Origin of the sequence: Streptomyces sp. NBC_01433, from assembly GCF_026340105.1 — a bacterium.
Lineage (GTDB): Bacteria > Actinomycetota > Actinomycetes > Streptomycetales > Streptomycetaceae > Streptomyces.
Genome location: NZ_JAPEPM010000005.1, coordinates 257,624 through 276,606, shown reverse-complemented (window position 1 = coordinate 276,606; position 18,983 = coordinate 257,624). Strand labels below are relative to the sequence as shown.

Here is an 18,983-nt window from a genome sequence, read left to right as displayed (position 1 = left end):
ATCCATGGCACAGCGGTGTCCCCTCGAAGCGCTTCGCTGACAGCCCTACATCGTGACACCGGCCACTGACACAGCGTGAGCCAAAGAGGATCAACGACTGAAAAGGATCAGGACGACCGAAAGCGGTCCCGGCTGTTTCCCACCAGAATCGAACCTTACCGGCGCCCACAGGGCGAAAAGCGCCTGGGCAACGCGCGACGAGACCAGTCGATCACCGGTGACCTGGCAGCCTTCGTGGCCTGGGTCAACGACGAGTGCCACCAACTCGGTCGCAGCGATCAAATCCCCGAGGACGGCCGCGACAGACTCAAAGCCAGCCGCTTCCGGCGTACTCTCGCGTGGTTCATCCGGCGCCGTCCGAGAGGGCTGGTCGCCGCATCGATTCAGTACGGCCATGCCCACACGCAAATGCTTCAGGGTTACGCGGGGAGCTACGAGTCCGGCTTCCCCGATGAGTACGCGTTCGAGGACTGGCTCTCTACCGCATCGAGTGCCTTGGCGACGACGAACAAGCCCTCACCAACGGTGAACACCTCAGCGGCCCCGCCGCCGACACGTACCGGCACCGCATCACGGCCGCCAACCGCGAATTCGTCGGCCGCGTGCTCACCAAAGAGCGCCATGCCCGCGACCTGCTCGGCAATCCACTGCTGCAGATCTACCACGGCGAAGGAATGACCTGCGTCCTCAACCCCGCCACAGCAGCATGTCAGCTCCGCGGAACAGCCGATGACCCCCAGGTCACCCCCGATACGGACGACTGCCGCCCGCAATGCCCGAACATCGCCCGGACCGATCGCGACATCGCCTACGTCCGGCAGCGAGCCGCTGAGCTCGCCGACGTCGTCGCTGATCCACTGGCGCCACCCATCCGCCACGAACGCGAGCGGCGCGAACTCGACCGCCGGACGAACGGACGACTTAACGTCTCTCAGTTGGCCATCGAAGCAAACGTCAAGCGCTGGCATCTGACTCACCAGCACGCCGATCTCCGACAACTCTTTCAGACCAAGGCCGCCGAGCTAGAGACGAAAAGGACCTCGAACGTCCATTCCTCGGACGCCTTCGAGGAGCTGAAGAAGAAGCACAAGGAGCTGCAGGCCCACTGCAGGATCTTGGAAGCGCGTCTTCAGCTCTACGCGACCACCTTGAACCTGCTGTCCCTGGAGAACGCTGCCCTCTCAGGCCGAGACGCTGACGCGGCCAAGGTCCGAGCCATGCCGCGGCAGCCGCAGCACACGCCCAGACAAGCACCGGAAGACCCTGGTTCAGAGCAACACTGCCGTTGCGCGACATGCGACGGCGACTTACCTCAACCGATGCGCCGTGGGGATATGCCCAGGACGAGCTTCTCCAGCGCTTCCCGGACCGGGCCGAACGCCGCTACCCAGGTCTCGATCAGGTAGACCTCGCTGGTCTCGTCGATACCGAGGAAAAACCGGCCCTCGTCGAGCTCACCGATGGGGAAGATGTCCCGCCCAACCGTCGAGCTCCAGTCTGCGAATCGATCCTCCTCGCCCACCGCGAGTTCGGGATCAAAGTTGAAGGGCGTCCTTGCGCAGGTGATGCCTGGCCCGCTGATCTGCACGTCCAAGCCTCCGAACTCGGTCAAGAAGCGTTCGGCGGCCTCATGCATCCGGACCAGCCCAGTTGCCTCCAGCATCTCGCGCCATTGCTGAATCGGGACGCGTCGCCCCGGCTTCCATCCGGCCGCACGCAGCGTTTCCTCGACCTCGCCGGCATCCCGCCGAGTCGCCACATCCGCTTCAACCCACGCCTGGTCCACGGGCACGTTCTCAGGCCAGCCCGGCCGCCACTGGGCCAGCCACTCGTCGAAGTCGTCGCGCAGGAACTGGCGCTCTACGGGCTTGAGTCGCACCTGCGGCCGCGCATCGGCCCACCAGACCTCGAACTCCGCCACGGTCCCTACTGCCGGCCAGCGCTCCGCGGCTGCCGGAAGCAGCAGCACGTCGACGAACCCTCCAACCGGAAGGCCGATGTCAATGAAGATCCCCGTCGCGCCCGGATTCGGGACCGCGATTACCGTCCCCGAAAGCCTCTGTCCCAATCGCAAGCCTCTCCGGGCCTGGATCCATTCTTCGACGCTGACCATGAGGGCCATCATCGCAGCGGAATCAGCGCAACGGGGTTATGCGCCTGCAACAGTGCTGTTGTCTCGATGCCAGACATGTCAGCAGGTCAGCCCCGCCCGACGAAGGGCAGTAGCAACTCGAACTGGCGAAAGAAACGCGGCCCTGTACGACGGGAAGCACTCCGGCCATGCGGTCATCGCCACCGCCGCGCACGTCGCGGTGCCGACCGTCAACGGCCGCCGCTCCGGGCACCCGGGCACCAGCATGTGGGGGCGAGCCGCATGAGCATCGAGACCCTGCCCGAGGGCGACTGGATCCGCGGAGGCGCGGTCGGCGAGGACGGCCACGCCCTGTCGTTCACAGATTCGGACGATCCGATGGGTCCGAGCCGAGGTCAGGTCGTGGGTGCGGCCCGGCAGTACGGATAGGGGACCAACATGCCTCCTGCGCCGATGGGTTGGCACTTCGAACACCTCCCTCAACGGCACGGGAGCCATGTGCGTTGCGGACACCTCGCTCACGCCGCCTCCGTCACCCGATCAGTGGCCACGCTGAAAACGCTCAGTGTGCCCATCTCGGCATGATCAATCGCGATGGCTTTTGAAGTCACTCGCCGCTTGCCCTTTCGACTGAGGAAGGCAGGAAGACGCCGTCGTCGCAGTCAGCTGCGCGCCTCACATAGGTGCCTTTCCGCTCTGACTGCTGTGGCCGTGCACGGGCTCGGTGCCAGGCCGGTCGCGGAGCCGAAGGCTGATCAGCGCGGTGATCGTGAAGGCGGCGACCTGGTAGAGCATGGCGTGCCGGAACGCGGTGTCCGCATCGGCGGCGGGGGCGTAGTAGGCGAATCCGGCCGCGGTCACCCCGATGGATCCGCCGAGCTGCTGTGCTGTGGGCAGCAGTCCGGAGACCGAACCGGCGGCGGGGCCGTGCACCTCGGCCAGGACCAGGGTGAACACCGATGCGGTGAAGGCGCCGAACGCGGCTCCGCCGACGGCCAGCACGGGCAGTGCCGCCTGGCGTCCCGCCGCCGAACCGACGAGGGGGGCCAGCGCCAGGCACATCCCGGCCAGCACCAGGGACGTGACGGTGAGCACCGTCGGCCCGTGCCGGCGGGTGAGAACGGGCGCGGCTCCGCTGCCGACGGCGGCGGCAGCGGCGAACGGTGCCGACGTCAGCGCGGCCGCCAGGGCCGAGTACCCGACGGCGGACTGGAGGTGGAGGAAGAGCACGTAGGTGAAGGAGGGCACGCCCGTGTTGAACACGAACACCAGCAGTGTGCCCCTCCGCGCCGACCGGTCACGCAGCACCGCTGGATGGATCAGCGGGTCAGGCCGGTACGGGAGGCTCCGGACGAAGTAGCCGAGGGCGGCCACAGCCACGGAGAAACCGGCCCACGTCCACCAGGGCCAGCCCGCTTCTCGCCCCAGCGCCAGGGGCATGACCAGCGCGCCTGCTCCCACGGTGACCAGCAGCGCACCCAGCTTGTCGACGCGGAGTCCCTCCGCCCCGCGGGTGCGGGGCAGAGCGGACGCTCCGGCCAGCGAGGCGAGCCCCACCGGCACGGTGAGGAGCATCACCGGCCGCCAGCCGAGGCCGAAGAGGTCGGCGCTGAGGACGAGGCCGCCGATCAGCGGCCCGGCCAGTGACGCGACGGCCATGGTGGCGCCGTACAGGCCGAAGGCACGCGGCCGGCGTGTCGCCGGGGTGGCGGCCTGGATGAGCGACAGGACCTGGGGGGCGACCAGGCCGCTGCCCGCGCCCTGCACCAGCCGGGCCGCGATCAGCGATGCGGCGTCGGGGGCACACGCGCCGGCCACCGAGCCCGCGGTGAAGACCACCGTGCCCGCCACGAACAGCCGGCGGTAGCCGTACCGGTCGCCCAGCCGTGCGGCGGGGATGAGCAGGCACGCGAACGTCAGGGTGTATCCGGCGAGGACCAGTTGCACAGCGCCCGGACCGGCGCCCAGGCCGGCCTGGATCGCCGGCGCAGCCACCTGGGCGACAGTGACGTTGAGCAGTTGCACGAACGTAGCGCTGAGCACCACCGGCAGCACGAGGCGTCCGCCGCTCACGGCAGCAGAGCCGCGGCGAGCTCACGGGGCCGGGCGGCGAACGGGCTGTGGCTGCCCAAAAGGGTGCGCACGGTGAACGGGTTGCCGGGCATGGCCCGGTCGGCTTCCGCGATCATCAGATCCTGCACGGCCATCGGCAGCGCCCGATCGTCGGCGCAGCGCAGGAAGGTCCGTGGGACGCGCCCCCACCGTTGCGGAGTCACGACGACCGGGGTGGTGGGGATCGCCAGCGGCAGATCGGGGCTCAGTGCCGAGCGCCAGCGGTCGAAGCGGTCCAGGGGCGTGTCGTGGTAGTGGGTCTGCCGCAGTTCCTCGACGTAGGCGGGGTCCTGCGAGAGCGGGTTGATCCGCACGGCGCCCAGTTCCCCGGGGTCGCCGAGGTTGAGGCTCTGGCCCCGTACCGTGGCGTACTCGGGCGAGCCGAGATAGTCGAAGAACCGAGGCCGTCCGGCGGGCACGAAGGCCGAGAGGTAGACGATCTCGTTGACGAGTTCGGGTGCGCGCTCGGCAGCCAGTGACGCGGGGCCGCCGCCCACGCTGTGCGCGACGAGCACGACACGACGGTGGTGGCGGGCCTGGCGCAGCGTGTCCAGCACGGCTGCGGCGCAGTCGTCCATCGTCACGGTGGCGAGCGCGGACTTCTCGGTCAGCAGGCCCGGCTGGCCCGGCTGGAGGTATCCGCTGGGCAATGGCGCGTCGAAGCCGTGTCCCGGCAGGTCGACGGCCATGCTCGCGGCACCGGCTCCGGCGAGCGCGCGCTGCGTCGCCGCCCACTGCCCGGAGCCGTGCCAGGCCCCGTGCACGAAGACGAAGACAGTACCTGGGGAGGAAGAATCAGTCATGACCGCATTCCACGCGACCCGATCCCGATCATCCAGTGAAAGATCTGACAAGCTGGCCGACGATACATGTGAGATATGGCTGGGAGGCTGACATGGAGGCGCGGCACCTGAGGTACGCACTGGCCCTCGCGGAGCACGAACACTTCGGCCGGGCGGCCGGTGCGCTGGGCATCGCGCAGCCTCCGCTGTCCAAGCAGATCGCCGACCTCGAACGGGAAGTGGGCACCCGCTTGTTCGATCGCACCCGCCAAGGGGTGTTCCCGACGGCTGCGGGCGCGGCCTTCCTCTCCCGGGCGCGCAGGGCGCTCGACGAGATCGCGGCGGCCCCGGTCGACGCGGCCAGGGCAGCACGCGGCGAGACGGGACGGCTGCGCCTGGGTTTCATCGCCTCGGCACTGCTCGAACCCCTGCCGGACGTCCTTGGCCGGTTCGGCCGTGAACGGCCCGACGTGCGGTTGGAACTGCACGAGATGGCGACCAACCGCAGCACGGCCGCGCTGGTCGCCGGCGAACTGGACGTGACGATCGGCCTCGGCCGGCCCCGGGGCGTCGGGGCCGAGCAGCTGGTATCGGTCCCGATCGGACACGACCACCTGGTCGCGGTCGTGAGCAGCACGCATCCGTACGCGGGTCAGTCGTCGGTGGACGTGGACCAGCTGCGGCGACAGCCGCTGATCGTTGCGCCGGAGGAGGACGAGCCCGCCGTCGCCACCGGGCTGCGGACCCTCCTGGGCAAGGACTCCCCGGGGCTCTCCGGCGCGACCGTCGCGAGGGACATCCACACCATCATCGGCCTCGCCGCCTGCGGAGTGGGCGTCGGTCTGGGACCGTCTCGCATGCTGACGGCCCCACGACGGGGCACGTGGTTCTGCGAGGTCACCCCGCGCACGCCTCTGCCCGATCTGGTCCTGTCCTTCAGCGCCCGGGACCGTTCCCCGGCACTGAACGCCTTCCTCGACGTCATCCGCACGAACTGCTCCGAGGTCGGTGCCGCGCTCGACCACCGGCTCGGCCCACTCGGACCACAAGAAGAACGCGACCGCGACTCGCCCCCCACCTGACTTCGCCTCGCCGGACGAGTGGAAGAAGTTCACCCCGTCCCTGTGCTCCGGCACCGAGCTCGCGGGATCACACCGAAGATCGCCCGTCGCGGCACCCCGCACGGCTCCGGCCTGGGCAAGACCCGCTGGGTCGTCGAGCGGACCTTCGCCTGGCTGCACCGGTTCAAACGCCTCCGGATCCGCTACGAGATACGCGCCGACCTCCATCTCGATCTGCTCCAACTCGCCCGCAGCATCATCTGCTTGGGAGGACTCCGAACTTCATTCTGAAACGATCAGTAAGGCAAGCCTCTTACTGGCATTCGACGGCGCCGTCCTCGCCGGACTGGCCAGCATCGCCGACAAAAACCTGCCACTGCCCAGCAAGGTCATCGGCTCGGCCGCCGTCGCGACCCTCGTAGCCGCCGCCGTCATCCTGCTTCCTGGTCGTGCGGCCCAACCTCGGCGGCAGCCGCCGCACGGTGCGCGAGGGATTCCCTGTCTAGGCGCAGATGGACAAGGACACGCTGCGTACCGCGCTTCGCGAGGAGACGCGCCTCACCCGCATCAAGACGCTCTCGACCGTCGCGGTCACCAAATACCGGCCCCTGGCCCGCCCGGTTGACGTCATCCTCGCCGCACTCGCCCTACTGACCGTCGCCGCGATCGGAGCCCTGGCATGAGCGCCGCGATCATCGCCGTTCTCGGCACGCTCGCCGGGGCGATCCTGACCGGCACGCTCGCGCACCTGACCCAGCTATCCCAGCGCGCCGCCACCGAGGCCGCCACCCGTCGCACCGAGGCCCCGGATGCCGTGGCCGCGCTCGCCGACCACCGTCGCGCGATGTGGCTGCGGGAGGACCTGCGGCTGCGCGGCGAGCACTGGACCACGGCACGGGCCACCTCACACATCACCCGGGCCGCGATCACCGCACCGCTCCTGCGGCTGTCGATCCTGGCACCCGCCCTCGCCTCCGCAGCACAGACCGCCACCACCGCCACCTACGCGTTGCGGCACGCGCCCGACAACACCATCCTCCAAGCAGCCCACGAGCATGCGATCCGCACCACCGACACATTCGTCGCAACAGCCGGGACCATCCTCGCCGCGTGACCACCGACCGTCAGCGACACCGGCCCTACCGGTCGGTGCCATTGACGGACCCACCGTCAATAGTCGCCGTGGACACCGAAGCGACCCCCGGCCGGGAAGGTGCCGGGGGTCGCTTCGGTGCGTAACGTCGCGCGGTTTGGTGCGCGAGGTACTGCGGTGCCATCCAGCGGTCTCGTCGGCCGCTTGGGGTCCGGTTGGGTTGAATGTGGGTCCGCCGAGCAGCGAGCTGTTTACCGTTCAGCAGGGGAGGGTTGTCTTGCCGGCAGCGCCTGTTGCGCCGGCGATGCCGTCTGCGGTGGATGTGGCATTGGTGCCGTTACCGCCGGGCTGGCCGGGACACACCGGGCTGGCGGCGCCGCCAGCGCCGCCGGTACCGCCCGTGTGGCCACCGCCGGCCGTGGAGGCGCCGCCGTTGCCGCCCTTGCCGCCGGCGATGCCGACTCCGGCGTTGCCTACACCGCCCACGCCGCCCTTGCCGCCGGTGCCACCGAGGGTGGCGTTGCCGCCGGTGCCCCCGGCGCCGCCGTTGCCATTGGCACCCCCGGCACCGCCAGTGCCGCCCAGGCCGCCGGTGCCACCGAGGGTGGCGTTACCGCCGTTGCCGCCGTTGCCGCCGTTGCCATTGGCTCCGGCAGCGCCACCGGTGCCGCCCAGGCCGCCGGTGCCGCCGTTGGTCCCTGCTCCGTTGATGCCGTTGGCGCCAGGGAAGCCGAGGACGCCGAAGCCGGTCTGGGTCCGGATACTGTTCGCGTCGGCACGGGGGGCCGCCGACGCGAGGGTGGGTGCCGTGAGGCTGAGGACGGCGATCGCGGCAACCAGGAGGATCCGGGGAACAGCAGGAGTACGCGTGAAGCGCATGAGGGCGACCTCTCGATTTGCGCGGCCGGAGATACTCTCCGGTCGGCACACAGTCAACGTAGGCCGGAACGGGCCGCGCAGCGCTCCACGAAATGATCCAATGGCCGTAAATGAACTAGTTGCCCAAAGAATGGCTTTAAGTATATTTCTTAGGTACTCCTGCATCCTCAAGCGGCGGACTGCCGAGCGCGTCCCGGGCCAGCAACGGCAGGCCCATGAACGGCGTAACCGCGCAACGCTGGTGGCCGCCTGCCGGTCGGTCAGATGCCACACCCCCCGCCGACCAGACCAGCCCCACCGGACCCGCCGAGCGCGTTCTCAACGACGGAACTGCCAGCCTGCCGTGGCAGGCATGTGATCCACGAGTCGCGCCTGGAACTCTCGCCGCTCTTGCTTGCCGACTTCGATACTGCGCGGTACGCGGCACGGCCCGGCCGCCTCCGAGAAGCCGGAACCTCATAGCTCCACCAGGACCGCTCCCACGTGGTTGCCTTCGACCAGTTCGCGCAGAGCGCTGGGGGCGCTGTCGAGACCGTGCAGCCTGGAGTACGGGAAGGTCAGCGTGCCGTCGCGCAGCCCGGTGCCGAACTGGCGGTACCACTCGGGGATCAGGCCGAGGTGATGCGCATGCAGGACGGTACCGCGCAAGGTGATGCCCCGGGTCAGCAGGGGGAAGGCGTCGATGGCCGTCGTCGGGGAGCCGGAGGCCGCGAGCTGGGCGTCCACCGCCCCGACGAGAGCGATGCGGGCGCCTCGGTCGGCGACGGCGATGGACGACGCCTGTAACTGCTCGCCGCCGACGTTGTCGATCACCGCGTCGACGCCCTCCGGAGCGGCGGCGCGGAGTTGCTCCTCGATTGATCCCGCGCCGCGGAGGACCACGGCGTCGAAGCCGATTTCCTCGCGCAGGACGTCCGCCTTGCGCTGCGAGCCGGCGCTGCCGATGACCCGCCAGGCCCCGTGGAGGCGGGCGGCCTGTCCGGCGAGACGGAGACCGCTACTGGGCCTTGCATACAGGAGGGGCAGTCGCCCAATACGGGCCCAAGGAACTCGGCTGTCCGAAGACCTCACAGCGACCCCGGACAACCCACGGGCTCTGAACAGCAGCGGATCCATCGACATGGCCTCGATCCTGCCGTCGGAGCCAGCTGCTGACCTCGGATTTCACTCGGCGACCGGTCTTCCAGAGGCATCAGTGAACACGCGACCCGGACAGCCACGTCATGATCGCCTTCTTAGAGGACGTTCCGGTTGAAAAACGGAACGTCCTTTTAGCACACGATCTGACATGGATGTTCCTCAAGCCCCGGGTTGCCGCGCTGCCGCAAGTATCTTCTCCCGGTCCCCGGCCGGCCTCAGCCGTGGAGCGACAGCGGGAAAGTTGCGTCATCATCGGGCGTTGGCTGCGCGGGCTGTCCGGTATCAGCGGCCCCGCAGTTGGCTCCGCGGTGTGGCGCGGGTCACCGGAACCTTTCGGCTCGACCGGAGAGGTAGGTGATGTGAGATGTGATGAACAGGGAGATCGGGAGCGCATGCGCGCACGGATCAGGGCGGGCGACCGCGAGGCGTTCGCCGCGCTCTACGAGGAATACGCGCGGGCGGTCTACAACCACGCCTATCGGCTGTCGGGCGACTGGTCGACGGCCGAGGAGGTGTTGTCCGAGACCTTCCTGGCGGCCTGGCGTACTCGTCACGCCGTCGAGCCGGAAGGCGACTCACTGCGTCCGTGGCTGCTCGGGATCGCTACTAACAAAGCACGCAACGCCAACCGCGGTATAGGGCGGCGCCTGGCCTTCCTGGCCCGCCACCCCGCCCCGGAACCGGTGGCGGACATCGCGGATGTCACGGTCGGACGCGTCGACGACACACGGCGGCTCGCCGCGGTCCGGCAGGCACTGGGCGGACTCCGCCGCCAGGAACGCGAGGTGCTGGTCCTCTGCGTTTGGTCCGGGCTGGACTACGCCGAGGCCGCCGAGGCCCTGGGCATCCCGGTGGGCACCGTGCGGTCGCGGCTGTCCCGTGCCCGTACCCGGCTGCGCCGGCTCACCGATGGGGAACTCGGCCGGACACCGGACGGGTCCGCGCGGGAAGCGCGACTGGGAGAAGCGGTCCGATCCGGCCGGGAACCCCGCCCCGACCGCGGAGAGGTAGAGAGCAGGGCCGCGTTCGTGGCCCTGCCCATCCAGGAGGAAGCCCGATGAATGACCGTACCTCCGGCTCCGAGCGGGCCGAACGCGAGGAACTGGCCCGCCTGCTACCGGCCCCGGCCGAACGGGACCTGCCCCTGGGCCGTCATCTCCACCACAAGGACACCCTGATGCGTCTGATCGACCAGGACGGCGACCGCGTCACCGCCGGCCCCCGCCCCCGCCTCCTGCGCCCTGCCGTCCTGCTGCCCGCCGCCGGGCTGGCATTGGGCGGAGTGCTGCTGACCACGCTCGCCATGACCGGCCAGGACCGCGCTCCGGCACCGTCCGCCGCGGGCACGGGTTCCCAGGCCACGGCCCCTCGTGGCGCGGCCGTGCTGCTCGACCGGATCGCCTCGGTCGCCGAGAAGAGCGGTGAACAGACGGTCACCGGCCACCAGTTCGTGTACGTCAAGACACTGCAGACTGAGAACGACGCCGATTTCGGTGGCCCGGCGAAACTGACCGAACCTCGCGAGCGTGAGGTCTGGATGTCACAGAAGGCAGGACCGGTAATCGATGTCGGCCTGATCCACGAGGACGGCTCGTACTTCCCGATCAAGGTCGGGGTCCCGGACGGCCAGCCCGCCGTCGGCTACCCGGCGGGCCTCAACCGGCCGACATACACGTGGCTGGCCTCGCTGCCCACCGACCCCGACGCCCTGCTCCGGCGGCTCGCCACAGAGATCACCCGGGACCAGGACTCGCGCGACACCCCGGCCAAGGACCGGGACCAGGCCCAGGACGCCTTCGACACCATCGGTGAACTGCTGCGGGAGACGGTGATGCCACCGAGGACCGCGGCCGCCCTCTACAAGGCCGCAGCGAAGATCCCCGGCGTGACCGAGGACTCCGACGCGGCGGACGCGGCCGGCCGGCACGGGATCGGCGTGGCCCGCGACAACACCCGGACCGGTGAACGCACCGCCTGGATCTTCGACTCGACCACCCTGGAGTACCTGGGCGAACGGAGCTACCTCATCAGGGACACCTCCATGGGCAAGATGGGCACCCTGATCCACGTGTCGGCGGTCTTGGAGCGCGCGGTGGTCGACGCCCTCCGCGAGGAGCCGTCGACGACGACCTGATCCCGACAGGGAGCTGCCGGGGCGTGGCTACACGCCCCGGCACCGGCCGCAACCGCCCTCTCAGGGGTCGTTCTCGTCCGGTGTTTTATTCCGTGAAAGCCTGTTCTGTGGTTTTCTTCGGGTCGCGCCAGGAGATGGTGTTCTCGCTGGTGAGTCGGCGGGCCATGAGATCGGTCATGGCAATGTGGATCACGGCTTCGGAGCGGGTGGGCAGGGTTTCGTAGTCACGGGCCAGGCGGCGGTGGAGCATCAGCCAGCCGTAGGTCGGCTCGACCGCCCAACGTTGACGGACCGTCCTGGTGGGCACGTCGCCGTGCCACGCGGGCAAGCTGACCGGTGACTGGCCTTCCGTAGGATGCGGAACGCCGCGTCCCCGGCAGCTGCAATGCCGGGGACGCGGCGCTCGTGCATGAGCCTGGCCTACAGCTCGATGTCGAGCCGCTCCACATCGGTGAACTCCGCTCCCAGCCCTTGTGCGCGGCTGTTGTTGGCGCGGAAGTACATCTTCGCGAGACCGTCGGCCGCGATCTGCCGGAGCTGCTGCTCGGTGGCGCCCTGCTCCCGTGCGCTGAACAGCTGGTCCGCGAAGGCGGGGGGGCAGCGCCTGGGTGATGTCACGGATCCGGGCGTCGTCGGTCGTGCCCGATTCCGCGGTGAACCCGAACCGGGCACGGGTGGAGACGACCAGGCCGTCCGTGGACGCCGCCTTCTTCCGCGCCTTCGCGCGGATCTGCGGCTGCCACCTCTTCTTGGCCTCACTCTCCAGGCGGGAGCGTGGCTCCTTGCGGGGCCGCTTGAGCTTGCCCGAGACGTACCGCTCCACCGTGCGCTGGGAGATCCCGAGGGCCTGGGCGGCGGCCTCGGTGCCCCTTGAACTGCTTGACGAGGTAGTTCATCTGCGCCTGGGCGCTCTGCGGGATGCGGCGGGTGAACGCCCCCTCCAGCGCGCGGTCCAGGCTCTCCCCGAGCGAGTCGACCATTGGTTACTCCCCTTCTCCGGGGCTCTGATCGGTCTTGATGAGGTTGGCGATGCTGAACACGCCGCCGCGATCCTCGAATTGCTGTTCCGCCCACAGGACGGTCTGGGTGCCCTGGTGCTTGACCATCCCCGGCGAGACCCCGAGCCGGAACGTGCCCCGCCCGGCTCCGGTTTCCCGTCGGCGGTTTCCCGTCGGCGGTGTGCGGGAGGATGTCCAGCGGGGACGGGCCGGGCGAGGGGGTAGACGATCGCGTCGGTGCCGATGGAAACCGGGTACAGGTTGGCGGCGGCCGCCGTCCTCAGCATCTTGCGGTGCAGGCCGATCCGCTGGTTCGCCAGCACGGCGCCCCGGATGTCGGGACGCCATGTCTCCCGCTTGAGCGCCGATCACTTCTCGTAGTAAGGCACCTGGCCCCGGCTGCGCTGGCGCAGCTTGCCGATGCCGCCCTTCGCCGTCGCCTTGATCGCGGTCGTCAGCAGGCTCATGGTCGGGTCGACCTGCCTGGAGCGGGCCATCGCGTCCAGGAAGTCCTGGCCGCCGAGGTCAGTGGTGACGCCGAGGTCGGCCATGGTCGCGATGTAGGCGTCGCGCAGCCGCTTGTACCAGGGGTGCAGGTAGCGGCCGGTCTGGGTGCGGACGTGCGCCTCGATCGGTGCGACGTCGAAGCCGAGCTCCACCGTGTACTGGACGGTGGGGGTGGCGTACCAGGCCTGGCCGGTCGGGCGGTCTCCCTTCGGGGTGAACGGGCTCGGGAGCCGGGCGAGGTCGACGGTGCGCCCGAACACGTGGGCGAGGTCGACGTGGGAGAGTTCGACCAGCCACGAGCCGGGCAGCGAGGCGTCGGAGGCCGGGTTGTCCTTCAGGCCCCGGCTCGCACACGTGATTCTCGATGCCGGCCGGCGCAGCCGCCTCCTGCCCGGACGGGCCGACCTGCTCGGCGGTCGGCCTGCTCTTCAACATGAACCTCGGCGTCGGCAAACCGCGCTGACGGTGGTTCAGCGACTAAGGTACTCGTAAGGGCGCAGGCGGTGGCCCGGCGTGCGGACGAGGGCGGCACACTGGGGCGGCTGCCTGGTGGCTGGGCATCCCAGGCTGTCGGCCGTGGTCGCCCTCGGCGCCCGGGACGGGACATCCTTCCCCGACGGCTCGGAAACTGGGTGAGGCGTCTGCCGGGTAGCCAGCAGGGACACCGTGCTCCCGCAGACCGATCCGCCCGCGCACCGCGAGGAGCTCCATGACCGTATCCGACCGCTACCGCACCGCGTGGGAAGGCTTCTGGGAGCAGAGCTCCGGCGAGCAGGGCGAACCTTTCTGGGACGCGGATCCGGCCCTGGCAGCGCGGCGCGACGTCGAGCACCTCACCCCGTACGCCGACTACTGCCTGCCGGTCGCCGACCTCGGGTGCGGCAACGGCACCCAGACCCGTTTTCTCGCCACCCGTTTCACCCTCGCCGTCGGCGTCGACCTCTCCGCCGCCGCCATCGCCCACGCCCGCCGGACCGATCCGAGCGGAGCCGCGACGTACGAGCAGCTCAACCTCGCCGACCCGATGCAGACCGGCGCGCTGCACGAGCGCCTCGGCGACACCAACGTCTACATGCGGGCCGTACTGCACCAGAGCGACCCCGAGGACCGCCCCGCGGTGGCCGCCGCCGTCGCCCAGCTGGTCGGCGCGCACGGTAGGGCCCTGATCCTGGAGCCGACCGGTCAGGCCAAGGCGGTCATCGCCGCCGTCGCCGCTCAGCCCGGCGGCCCTTCCCTCAAACTGCGCCGTGTCAAGGAACACGACCTGCGCCCCGGCGAAGTCGCTGAGGGCGAAGTCGCCGCCCTGCTGCGGGCAGCGGGGCTCACCGTCCTCGGCGAGGGCGCCACTGCCCTCGCCATGAGCGAGACCCGCCCGGACGGCTCACCGGTCGGGCTCCCCGCCCGCTGGTTCGTCGCCGGCCGCCCCTGACCCGGATTCTGTACGGTGGATCCCCTTGACGCGAGAACTGTGTTCTGTGGCACGGGGTGCACCTCGGCGCGTGGGCGATGCCGGCGGTGATCGCCTGTTGCGTGGAATGTCCATATGTCCGGCGGCCCGCGCGAAGGTTCCCGGTGGAGAGCGTTGGGACCGGCACCCACCCCAACACCGCCTACGCCTGAGCTCAGTACGCCCAAAACAGCTGGGCTGAATACCTCGAAGTTGTTCAATCCACCGACTAGCCCCCGCGACTTCGAGGACCGATCTTGGGCACCCTCGTTCTCGTCTCCGCAGGCACCCCCTGGACCGAACCACCAGGAGGAACCAGCGTCATACCCGCAACTGCTCACCCCCGAGGAGAAGCTCGCCGACGCGAAGAAGCTGTTGAGCCTCCCGCATATCGTCGTGATCTGCGGCTCCACCCGCTTCATGACCGAGATGAACGAGGCCGATCTGCGGGAGACCAAAGCCGGAAAGATTGTCGTCAAACCGGGCATTGACATGAAGTCGCCGCACGAACTTTGGTCCGATCCGGTCGAGGCCGAGGCGCTGAAGGTTCGACTCGACGGTCTGCACCAGGCGAAGATCCGGCTCGCTGATGAGGTGCTCGTAGTCGGCGACTACATCGGAGACAGCACCCAAGCCGAAATTGCCTACGCCCGGTCGCTGGGCAAGCCCGTGCGGTTCACGCACCCCGAAGTCGACCCTGACGCCTGACCGCCCGCTGCCACCCCGACAATCAGGGCCAGCAGCCCGCCGTCTGCCTGTTTCGCGGTGGTTTCGGCCACCGCCACCCCGCACCCTCCGCAGGCATCCCTTGGAATTGATCATTTAGCTTCCGAGTCGAGGGTTGGAACACCGACTCTTCCCCAGTCGCCGACGACCACGCCCGGAACGGGGACGAAGACCCCGAGGGCCGCGCCGACCTGGAAGCCCAGTTCGCGGACGCAGTCCGCGAGTGAGCCGCGCCGCCGACAGCCCGCACCCGCTCACCCCGGCCGACCTCCTGGCCGGGGACCGGTGGGCACACGAGTGCCCGGCCTGCCACCTGCCGATCCGGGGCAAACTAGCCTAAGTGCTGTCCCGCAATGGTGCGCCGAGTGGGGTGCCTGGCATGACTTGGTAAGGTTGTCCGCATTTGGGTGGACTGGACGTGTAGTGGGCCTCGGATTTCATGGAGGCCGAGCGGTGCGGTTCGCCTGCCGGAACTTTGGACTGTCGGATCTGCCGCGGCGCGGTCTCGCCCCGCACGAGGCTCCCCTGGAGGTGCTTCTCCTTGACATCGAGGCAGAGCTGTCCACCTGGGAAGAGGGGAGGGTGGTGTGGTCCCAGGAGGCGTTCCCCGTGGCCGAGCTCGCGTACCAACTGGCGCTCTGGCTCCAGAGCGCGGCCGCCGGCCAACAGAGTTGCGAGCTCGACTCGATGCGAACGGATGCGGGACTGATCCGCATCGTGGGTTCCGACGGAGGCTGGCGGATTGGCTCCGACTTCACGCCCGACTTCTGGACCTCTCCCGTTGCCTGGGATGTTCTCGTGGCTGAGATCAAGCAGTTCGACCGTTCCGTACGTGGGGGCGTCGCTGCGATGGGTATCGAGCTGTTGTCCTTCATCCCAGAGGTCTGACGGCTCTCCCGGATGCTCAAGTGCGGTGTACGCGCGGGCCTCATCTGCTCCAGTGTTTGAAGGTCTGGCCAAGGCGAGCAGGCAAGAAGCGGCTGCCGACGACGTGATATCGATGCCGTCGACGCCGTGATGCCCGCTATGAGTGACCGGGACCTCGAGTTCCGGAATGCGATGGTCTCGGTCGCGACTCAGCAGGGGCCTGTGTACCGCGGCGACGCGCGTTCGCCCGTAAGGAGCCTGGCTGCCACCCTCCCCACCTTGTAGGCGTCAAGGGCGAGTTGAGCGGGTAAGGCAACGCATGCCTGGAGCATCCCCAGGGTCAGACAAAAAGCTAATTTTACTACCTATCGGGCGTAAGGCGGCGCACCGGAGCGTGTTCTATTCGGCTTGCTTCTCGCGCAGGAATCAAGATTTTCTGTGAAGCGTCCGTGATTCAATCTTCGCATTTATCCGGCGACGTTCCTGTGACCACGCCATATCGCCTCCGGACAGTACTACGCTCGATGATCACTCGATGTCTGAAGGAATTGTGGCTACTGAACCCCTTCCAACCTGACGGGTGGTTGGGCCGGCAGCCCCGGCGGCGGGCATGAAGAAAGCTCCTGGTAAACGGGTTCACGACCAAGATCACCAGTCCGCCAGGAGCCTTCGCGTGCTTGTCTACCCGTCCGGCATCGATCTGTCCAGCCGCACTCTGCGGCATCTCTCCGGTCTTCTCGCAGGTCACCGCCGTCGGATCGGTTCACGCTGGCGGCGCCTGACCTGCGGCCGACAGGCCATGCTCGTCCTGGCCCACCTACGCTGCGGCGACACCTACGCCCGTCTCGCCGCAGGCTTCCGCATCGGGATCGCCACGGCCTACCGCTACATACGCGAGGCCGTCGACCTCCTGGCCGCTCTCGCGCCCACGCTGGAACAGGCCATGACGACCGTCCGCAAGAAGGCGTACGTGATCCTTGACGGCACCGTACTGCCGATCGACCGCATCGCCGCCGACCGGCCGTACTACTCGGGGAAGAAGAAGCATCACGGGATGAACGTGCAAGTCCTCGCCGATCCCGCCGGACGCCTGATCTGGGCTTCGGACGCACTGCCGGGAGCCACACACGACCTGACCGCGGCGCGGGTCCACGGCATTCCCGCCGCCCTCGCCGCAGACGACATCAAGTGCTGGGCCGACAAGGCGTATCAGGGTGCCGGCCCTGCGATCCGTGTCCCGATCCGTGGCAAGCACCTGCGCGGCTGGCGCCGACGTCACAACCGCGATCACGCCAAGATCCGCAGCCTCGGCGAACGCGCCATGGCCATCCTCAAGTCCTGGCGGCTCCTGCGGAAACTTCGCTGCAGCACCACCCGGATCACCGCCGCCGTCCGAGCCGTCGTCGCCCTCGAACTCGCCACCTGATCAAGATGGAAAAGGCTCACTCTTCTATGTCCTCAGAGTTCCGGAGTTTACCTTCCCCGCACTGTCACACTTTGTGTACGAGAACGATTTCCTGGTCTTCTCGGGGACCTATGTGACCGTGCTCTTTCTCGTCTACTTCCCTCTGGGAATTCTGGTGCCCGCCCTACGGCCGTGGGCTGCGGTCATGTCCATCGGATTCCACCTCGGGATCGGCTTGCTCATGGGCCTGACCGGCTTCGCCCTGACCATGGTGGCCTGCGATCTGGTCTTCCTGAGCAGAGGGCTGGACCAGGCCGTCGCCTTCGGCGTCGGACGGTTCCAGAAGGCCCGCTCCCGCAGGTTCGAAGGGACTTCAGCCGAAGCCACACCCGAAGGGGACGTGGCCGGGGGGAAGCCTGTTCGGGGAGAAGAGGCCTCCCGTGAGCCTGTCGGCTCCGGGAAAGCGGGATAGCCGACCGTCTTGCCGCTCGGCCCCGCTTCGGTCGGCACCCACACCTCCTGCATGGCCAGAATGAGGTTATGCGCCCATGAGGGATGCTTAGTGTCGGTCAAAAGTGTTGTACGGAACGTGGGTTCACTGCGGCCGGGCAGCGGTTTCTGCCGTCGAAGAGGACCACCGGCGTCCGGTGTCTCCCGGCTGGTGATCCCGCAGGTGGCCGGCCGGTGGCGCCCATGTCTGGACCGAGGAACGGAGCTGGAAAATGGCAGTGCCATCGCCCCAGGACGACGGACCCGACCGGCAAGGATGCATGATCGGCCTGTTCTGGATAGAGCGGGACAGGGTGTGCCTGGGTGCGCCTCCGGTTGAGGAGGATCCTGGCGTCTTCCTCTCCCCGACCAGGCTTTCGGTCGGGGAAGGTGCTCATCAACAGGCCTGGCCCTGGGCCGATGTGACGGATCTCCAGGTCCTGGATGTTCCGGTCCGGTCAACCGCGGCCCGGTGGGCGACCCGGGTCACGACCGTCGTCGCCGCAGCTCTGAACGCCTGGGGGCCGGGCGGCCCGTCGATGATGACCGCAGTGGTGTGCGCCCTGGACCAGCGTGTTGAGACGCCGGTCTTCTCCGGCGCGGCCACCGCATACACGCAGCGGGAGGTCGATCTCTCCCTCGGTCTGCTCTCCCACTTCGTGCGGGGCAGCGCCTCGCCGTCCCTGCTGACGCAGTGGTGGCAGGAGAACCAGCCGTCCGCCGTCCTGCACTCACGTGAGCGGGAAGCCGTTCTCGAGGACTGGACAGCACCCCTCATGTGAGGTCCACGGACACCTTCCGCACCCGGGGACGGCACACTCAGCGATGGAGAGCACTCATGAACAGCTCAGTGACTGGTGACGCGGGAAGACGTGTTGTCCTCGCCTTCGACGGCGACTGCGGCTTCTGCCAGGCCGCTGTCCGGCAGATTCAGCGGCGGGCCAGCCCGCGAATGGAGGCCGTTGCCTGGCAGACCCTTCCGCCGGAGCTCACCGAGCCCCATCTGGAGCGCCTGGACCGGGAGGTCCTGCTCTTCGACGGGGACCGGGTACGCGATGGCGGGGCCCCGGCCCTGGCCGGTCTCCTCGGAACCTCCACGGTCCGCACGTACCGGAGTGTCGGGCGGTTCCTGCAGCTTCCCCTGATCCGCCTGGCAGCGAACCTGGTCTACCGCTGGGTGGCCGGCAACCGGCAGCGGATGCCGGGCGGCACAGCAGCCTGCGCAGTGCCCCGTCCCCACCACTGAAAGCA

The 18,983-nt window shown here is 68.7% G+C and carries 19 protein-coding genes and 5 pseudogenes; 13 read left to right on the top strand and 11 right to left on the bottom strand.

Features of this window, described 5'->3' with window-relative positions; all coding sequences use genetic code 11:
* Positions 1–431: 431 nt before the first annotated feature.
* From OG413_RS43250 to OG413_RS43230, 5 genes and pseudogenes are all read right to left on the bottom strand, one after another.
* Positions 432–998, bottom strand: a complete 567-nt coding sequence (locus OG413_RS43250; protein WP_266815424.1) for a hypothetical protein — start codon at positions 996–998, stop codon at positions 432–434.
* 314 nt (positions 999–1,312) lie between these two features.
* Positions 1,313–2,113: an SUKH-3 domain-containing protein gene (locus OG413_RS43245; RefSeq protein WP_266815422.1), complete on the bottom strand. Its 801-nt coding sequence runs from the start codon at positions 2,111–2,113 to the stop codon at positions 1,313–1,315.
* A gap of 303 nt (positions 2,114–2,416) precedes the next feature.
* Positions 2,417–2,512, bottom strand: a pseudogene (locus OG413_RS43240) (IS5/IS1182 family transposase); the annotation flags it as partial.
* Positions 2,513–2,767: 255 nt separating this feature from the next.
* Positions 2,768–4,165, bottom strand: a complete 1,398-nt coding sequence (locus tag OG413_RS43235) for an MFS transporter (protein WP_266815420.1) — start codon at positions 4,163–4,165, stop codon at positions 2,768–2,770.
* On the bottom strand, positions 4,162–5,007 hold the full coding sequence (locus tag OG413_RS43230; RefSeq protein ID WP_266815418.1) for an alpha/beta fold hydrolase: 846 nt from the start codon (positions 5,005–5,007) through the stop codon (positions 4,162–4,164). Before OG413_RS43230 ends, OG413_RS43235 begins: the two co-directional genes overlap by 4 nt.
* Positions 5,008–5,099: 92 nt before the next feature.
* Here OG413_RS43230 and OG413_RS43225 point away from each other — a divergent pair, with 92 nt between their 5' ends.
* The 4 genes and pseudogenes from OG413_RS43225 to OG413_RS43210 all read left to right on the top strand — a co-directional run bounded on the left by OG413_RS43225 (position 5,100) and on the right by OG413_RS43210 (position 7,161).
* A complete protein-coding gene (locus OG413_RS43225; protein WP_266815416.1) occupies positions 5,100–6,068 on the top strand; it encodes a LysR family transcriptional regulator in 969 nt (322 codons plus the stop codon).
* Positions 6,069–6,122: 54 nt separating this feature from the next.
* A pseudogene (locus tag OG413_RS43220) lies at positions 6,123–6,338 on the top strand (transposase); the annotation flags it as partial.
* Positions 6,339–6,559: 221 nt separating this feature from the next.
* Complete coding sequence (locus tag OG413_RS43215) at positions 6,560–6,730, top strand: hypothetical protein (RefSeq protein ID WP_266815414.1); 171 nt, start codon at positions 6,560–6,562, stop codon at positions 6,728–6,730.
* Complete coding sequence (locus OG413_RS43210; protein ID WP_266815412.1) at positions 6,727–7,161, top strand: protein kilB; 435 nt, start codon at positions 6,727–6,729, stop codon at positions 7,159–7,161. Before OG413_RS43215 ends, OG413_RS43210 begins: the two co-directional genes overlap by 4 nt.
* A 237-nt stretch (positions 7,162–7,398) precedes the next feature.
* Here OG413_RS43210 and OG413_RS43205 read toward each other — a convergent pair whose 3' ends face one another.
* Both OG413_RS43205 and OG413_RS43200 read right to left on the bottom strand, forming a co-directional pair.
* The gene (locus OG413_RS43205) at positions 7,399–8,019 is read right to left on the bottom strand and encodes a hypothetical protein (RefSeq protein ID WP_266815410.1); all 621 of its coding nucleotides are present in this window, start codon (positions 8,017–8,019) and stop codon (positions 7,399–7,401) included.
* Positions 8,020–8,475: 456 nt separating this feature from the next.
* Positions 8,476–9,021 (bottom strand): annotated as a pseudogene (locus OG413_RS43200) (zinc-binding dehydrogenase); the annotation flags it as partial.
* A 530-nt stretch (positions 9,022–9,551) separates the two neighbouring features.
* Between OG413_RS43200 and OG413_RS43195 the strand changes: the two are divergent.
* Both OG413_RS43195 and OG413_RS43190 read left to right on the top strand, forming a co-directional pair.
* The gene (locus OG413_RS43195; protein ID WP_266815408.1) at positions 9,552–10,220 is read left to right on the top strand and encodes an RNA polymerase sigma factor; all 669 of its coding nucleotides are present in this window, start codon (positions 9,552–9,554) and stop codon (positions 10,218–10,220) included.
* Positions 10,217–11,293 (top strand): CU044_5270 family protein, encoded by a 1,077-nt coding sequence (locus OG413_RS43190; protein WP_266815406.1) that lies wholly within the window; start codon positions 10,217–10,219, stop codon positions 11,291–11,293. Before OG413_RS43195 ends, OG413_RS43190 begins: the two co-directional genes overlap by 4 nt.
* Before the next feature lie 85 nt (positions 11,294–11,378).
* Here OG413_RS43190 and OG413_RS43185 read toward each other — a convergent pair.
* The 4 genes and pseudogenes from OG413_RS43185 to OG413_RS47070 all read right to left on the bottom strand — a co-directional run.
* Positions 11,379–11,585: pseudogene (locus OG413_RS43185) on the bottom strand (transposase); the annotation flags it as partial.
* Positions 11,586–11,713: 128 nt separating this feature from the next.
* Positions 11,714–12,273: pseudogene (locus OG413_RS43180) on the bottom strand (XRE family transcriptional regulator).
* A 3-nt stretch (positions 12,274–12,276) separates the two neighbouring features.
* Positions 12,277–12,399, bottom strand: coding sequence for a hypothetical protein (locus OG413_RS47075; RefSeq protein ID WP_323138039.1), 123 nt, complete (start codon positions 12,397–12,399; stop codon positions 12,277–12,279).
* Between the two features lie 260 nt (positions 12,400–12,659).
* Complete coding sequence (locus OG413_RS47070) at positions 12,660–13,058, bottom strand: hypothetical protein (RefSeq protein WP_323138038.1); 399 nt, start codon at positions 13,056–13,058, stop codon at positions 12,660–12,662.
* 449 nt (positions 13,059–13,507) lie between these two features.
* Between OG413_RS47070 and OG413_RS43170 the strand changes: the two genes are divergently transcribed.
* From OG413_RS43170 to OG413_RS43140, 7 genes are all read left to right on the top strand, one after another.
* On the top strand, positions 13,508–14,227 hold the full coding sequence (locus OG413_RS43170) for a class I SAM-dependent methyltransferase (RefSeq protein ID WP_266815404.1): 720 nt from the start codon (positions 13,508–13,510) through the stop codon (positions 14,225–14,227).
* 351 nt (positions 14,228–14,578) lie between these two features.
* Positions 14,579–14,953 (top strand): hypothetical protein, encoded by a 375-nt coding sequence (locus OG413_RS43165; RefSeq protein ID WP_266815532.1) that lies wholly within the window; start codon positions 14,579–14,581, stop codon positions 14,951–14,953.
* A 471-nt stretch (positions 14,954–15,424) separates the two neighbouring features.
* Positions 15,425–15,859, top strand: a complete 435-nt coding sequence (locus OG413_RS43160; protein ID WP_266815402.1) for a hypothetical protein — start codon at positions 15,425–15,427, stop codon at positions 15,857–15,859.
* 652 nt (positions 15,860–16,511) lie between these two features.
* On the top strand, positions 16,512–17,264 hold the full coding sequence (locus OG413_RS43155; protein ID WP_266805032.1) for a transposase family protein: 753 nt from the start codon (positions 16,512–16,514) through the stop codon (positions 17,262–17,264).
* A 73-nt stretch (positions 17,265–17,337) separates the two neighbouring features.
* Positions 17,338–17,715 (top strand): hypothetical protein, encoded by a 378-nt coding sequence (locus OG413_RS43150; RefSeq protein ID WP_266815400.1) that lies wholly within the window; start codon positions 17,338–17,340, stop codon positions 17,713–17,715.
* A gap of 250 nt (positions 17,716–17,965) precedes the next feature.
* A complete protein-coding gene (locus OG413_RS43145; protein WP_266815398.1) occupies positions 17,966–18,514 on the top strand; it encodes a hypothetical protein in 549 nt (182 codons plus the stop codon).
* A gap of 56 nt (positions 18,515–18,570) precedes the next feature.
* Positions 18,571–18,978: a thiol-disulfide oxidoreductase DCC family protein gene (locus OG413_RS43140; protein WP_266815396.1), complete on the top strand. Its 408-nt coding sequence runs from the start codon at positions 18,571–18,573 to the stop codon at positions 18,976–18,978.
* Positions 18,979–18,983: the final 5 nt, after the last annotated feature.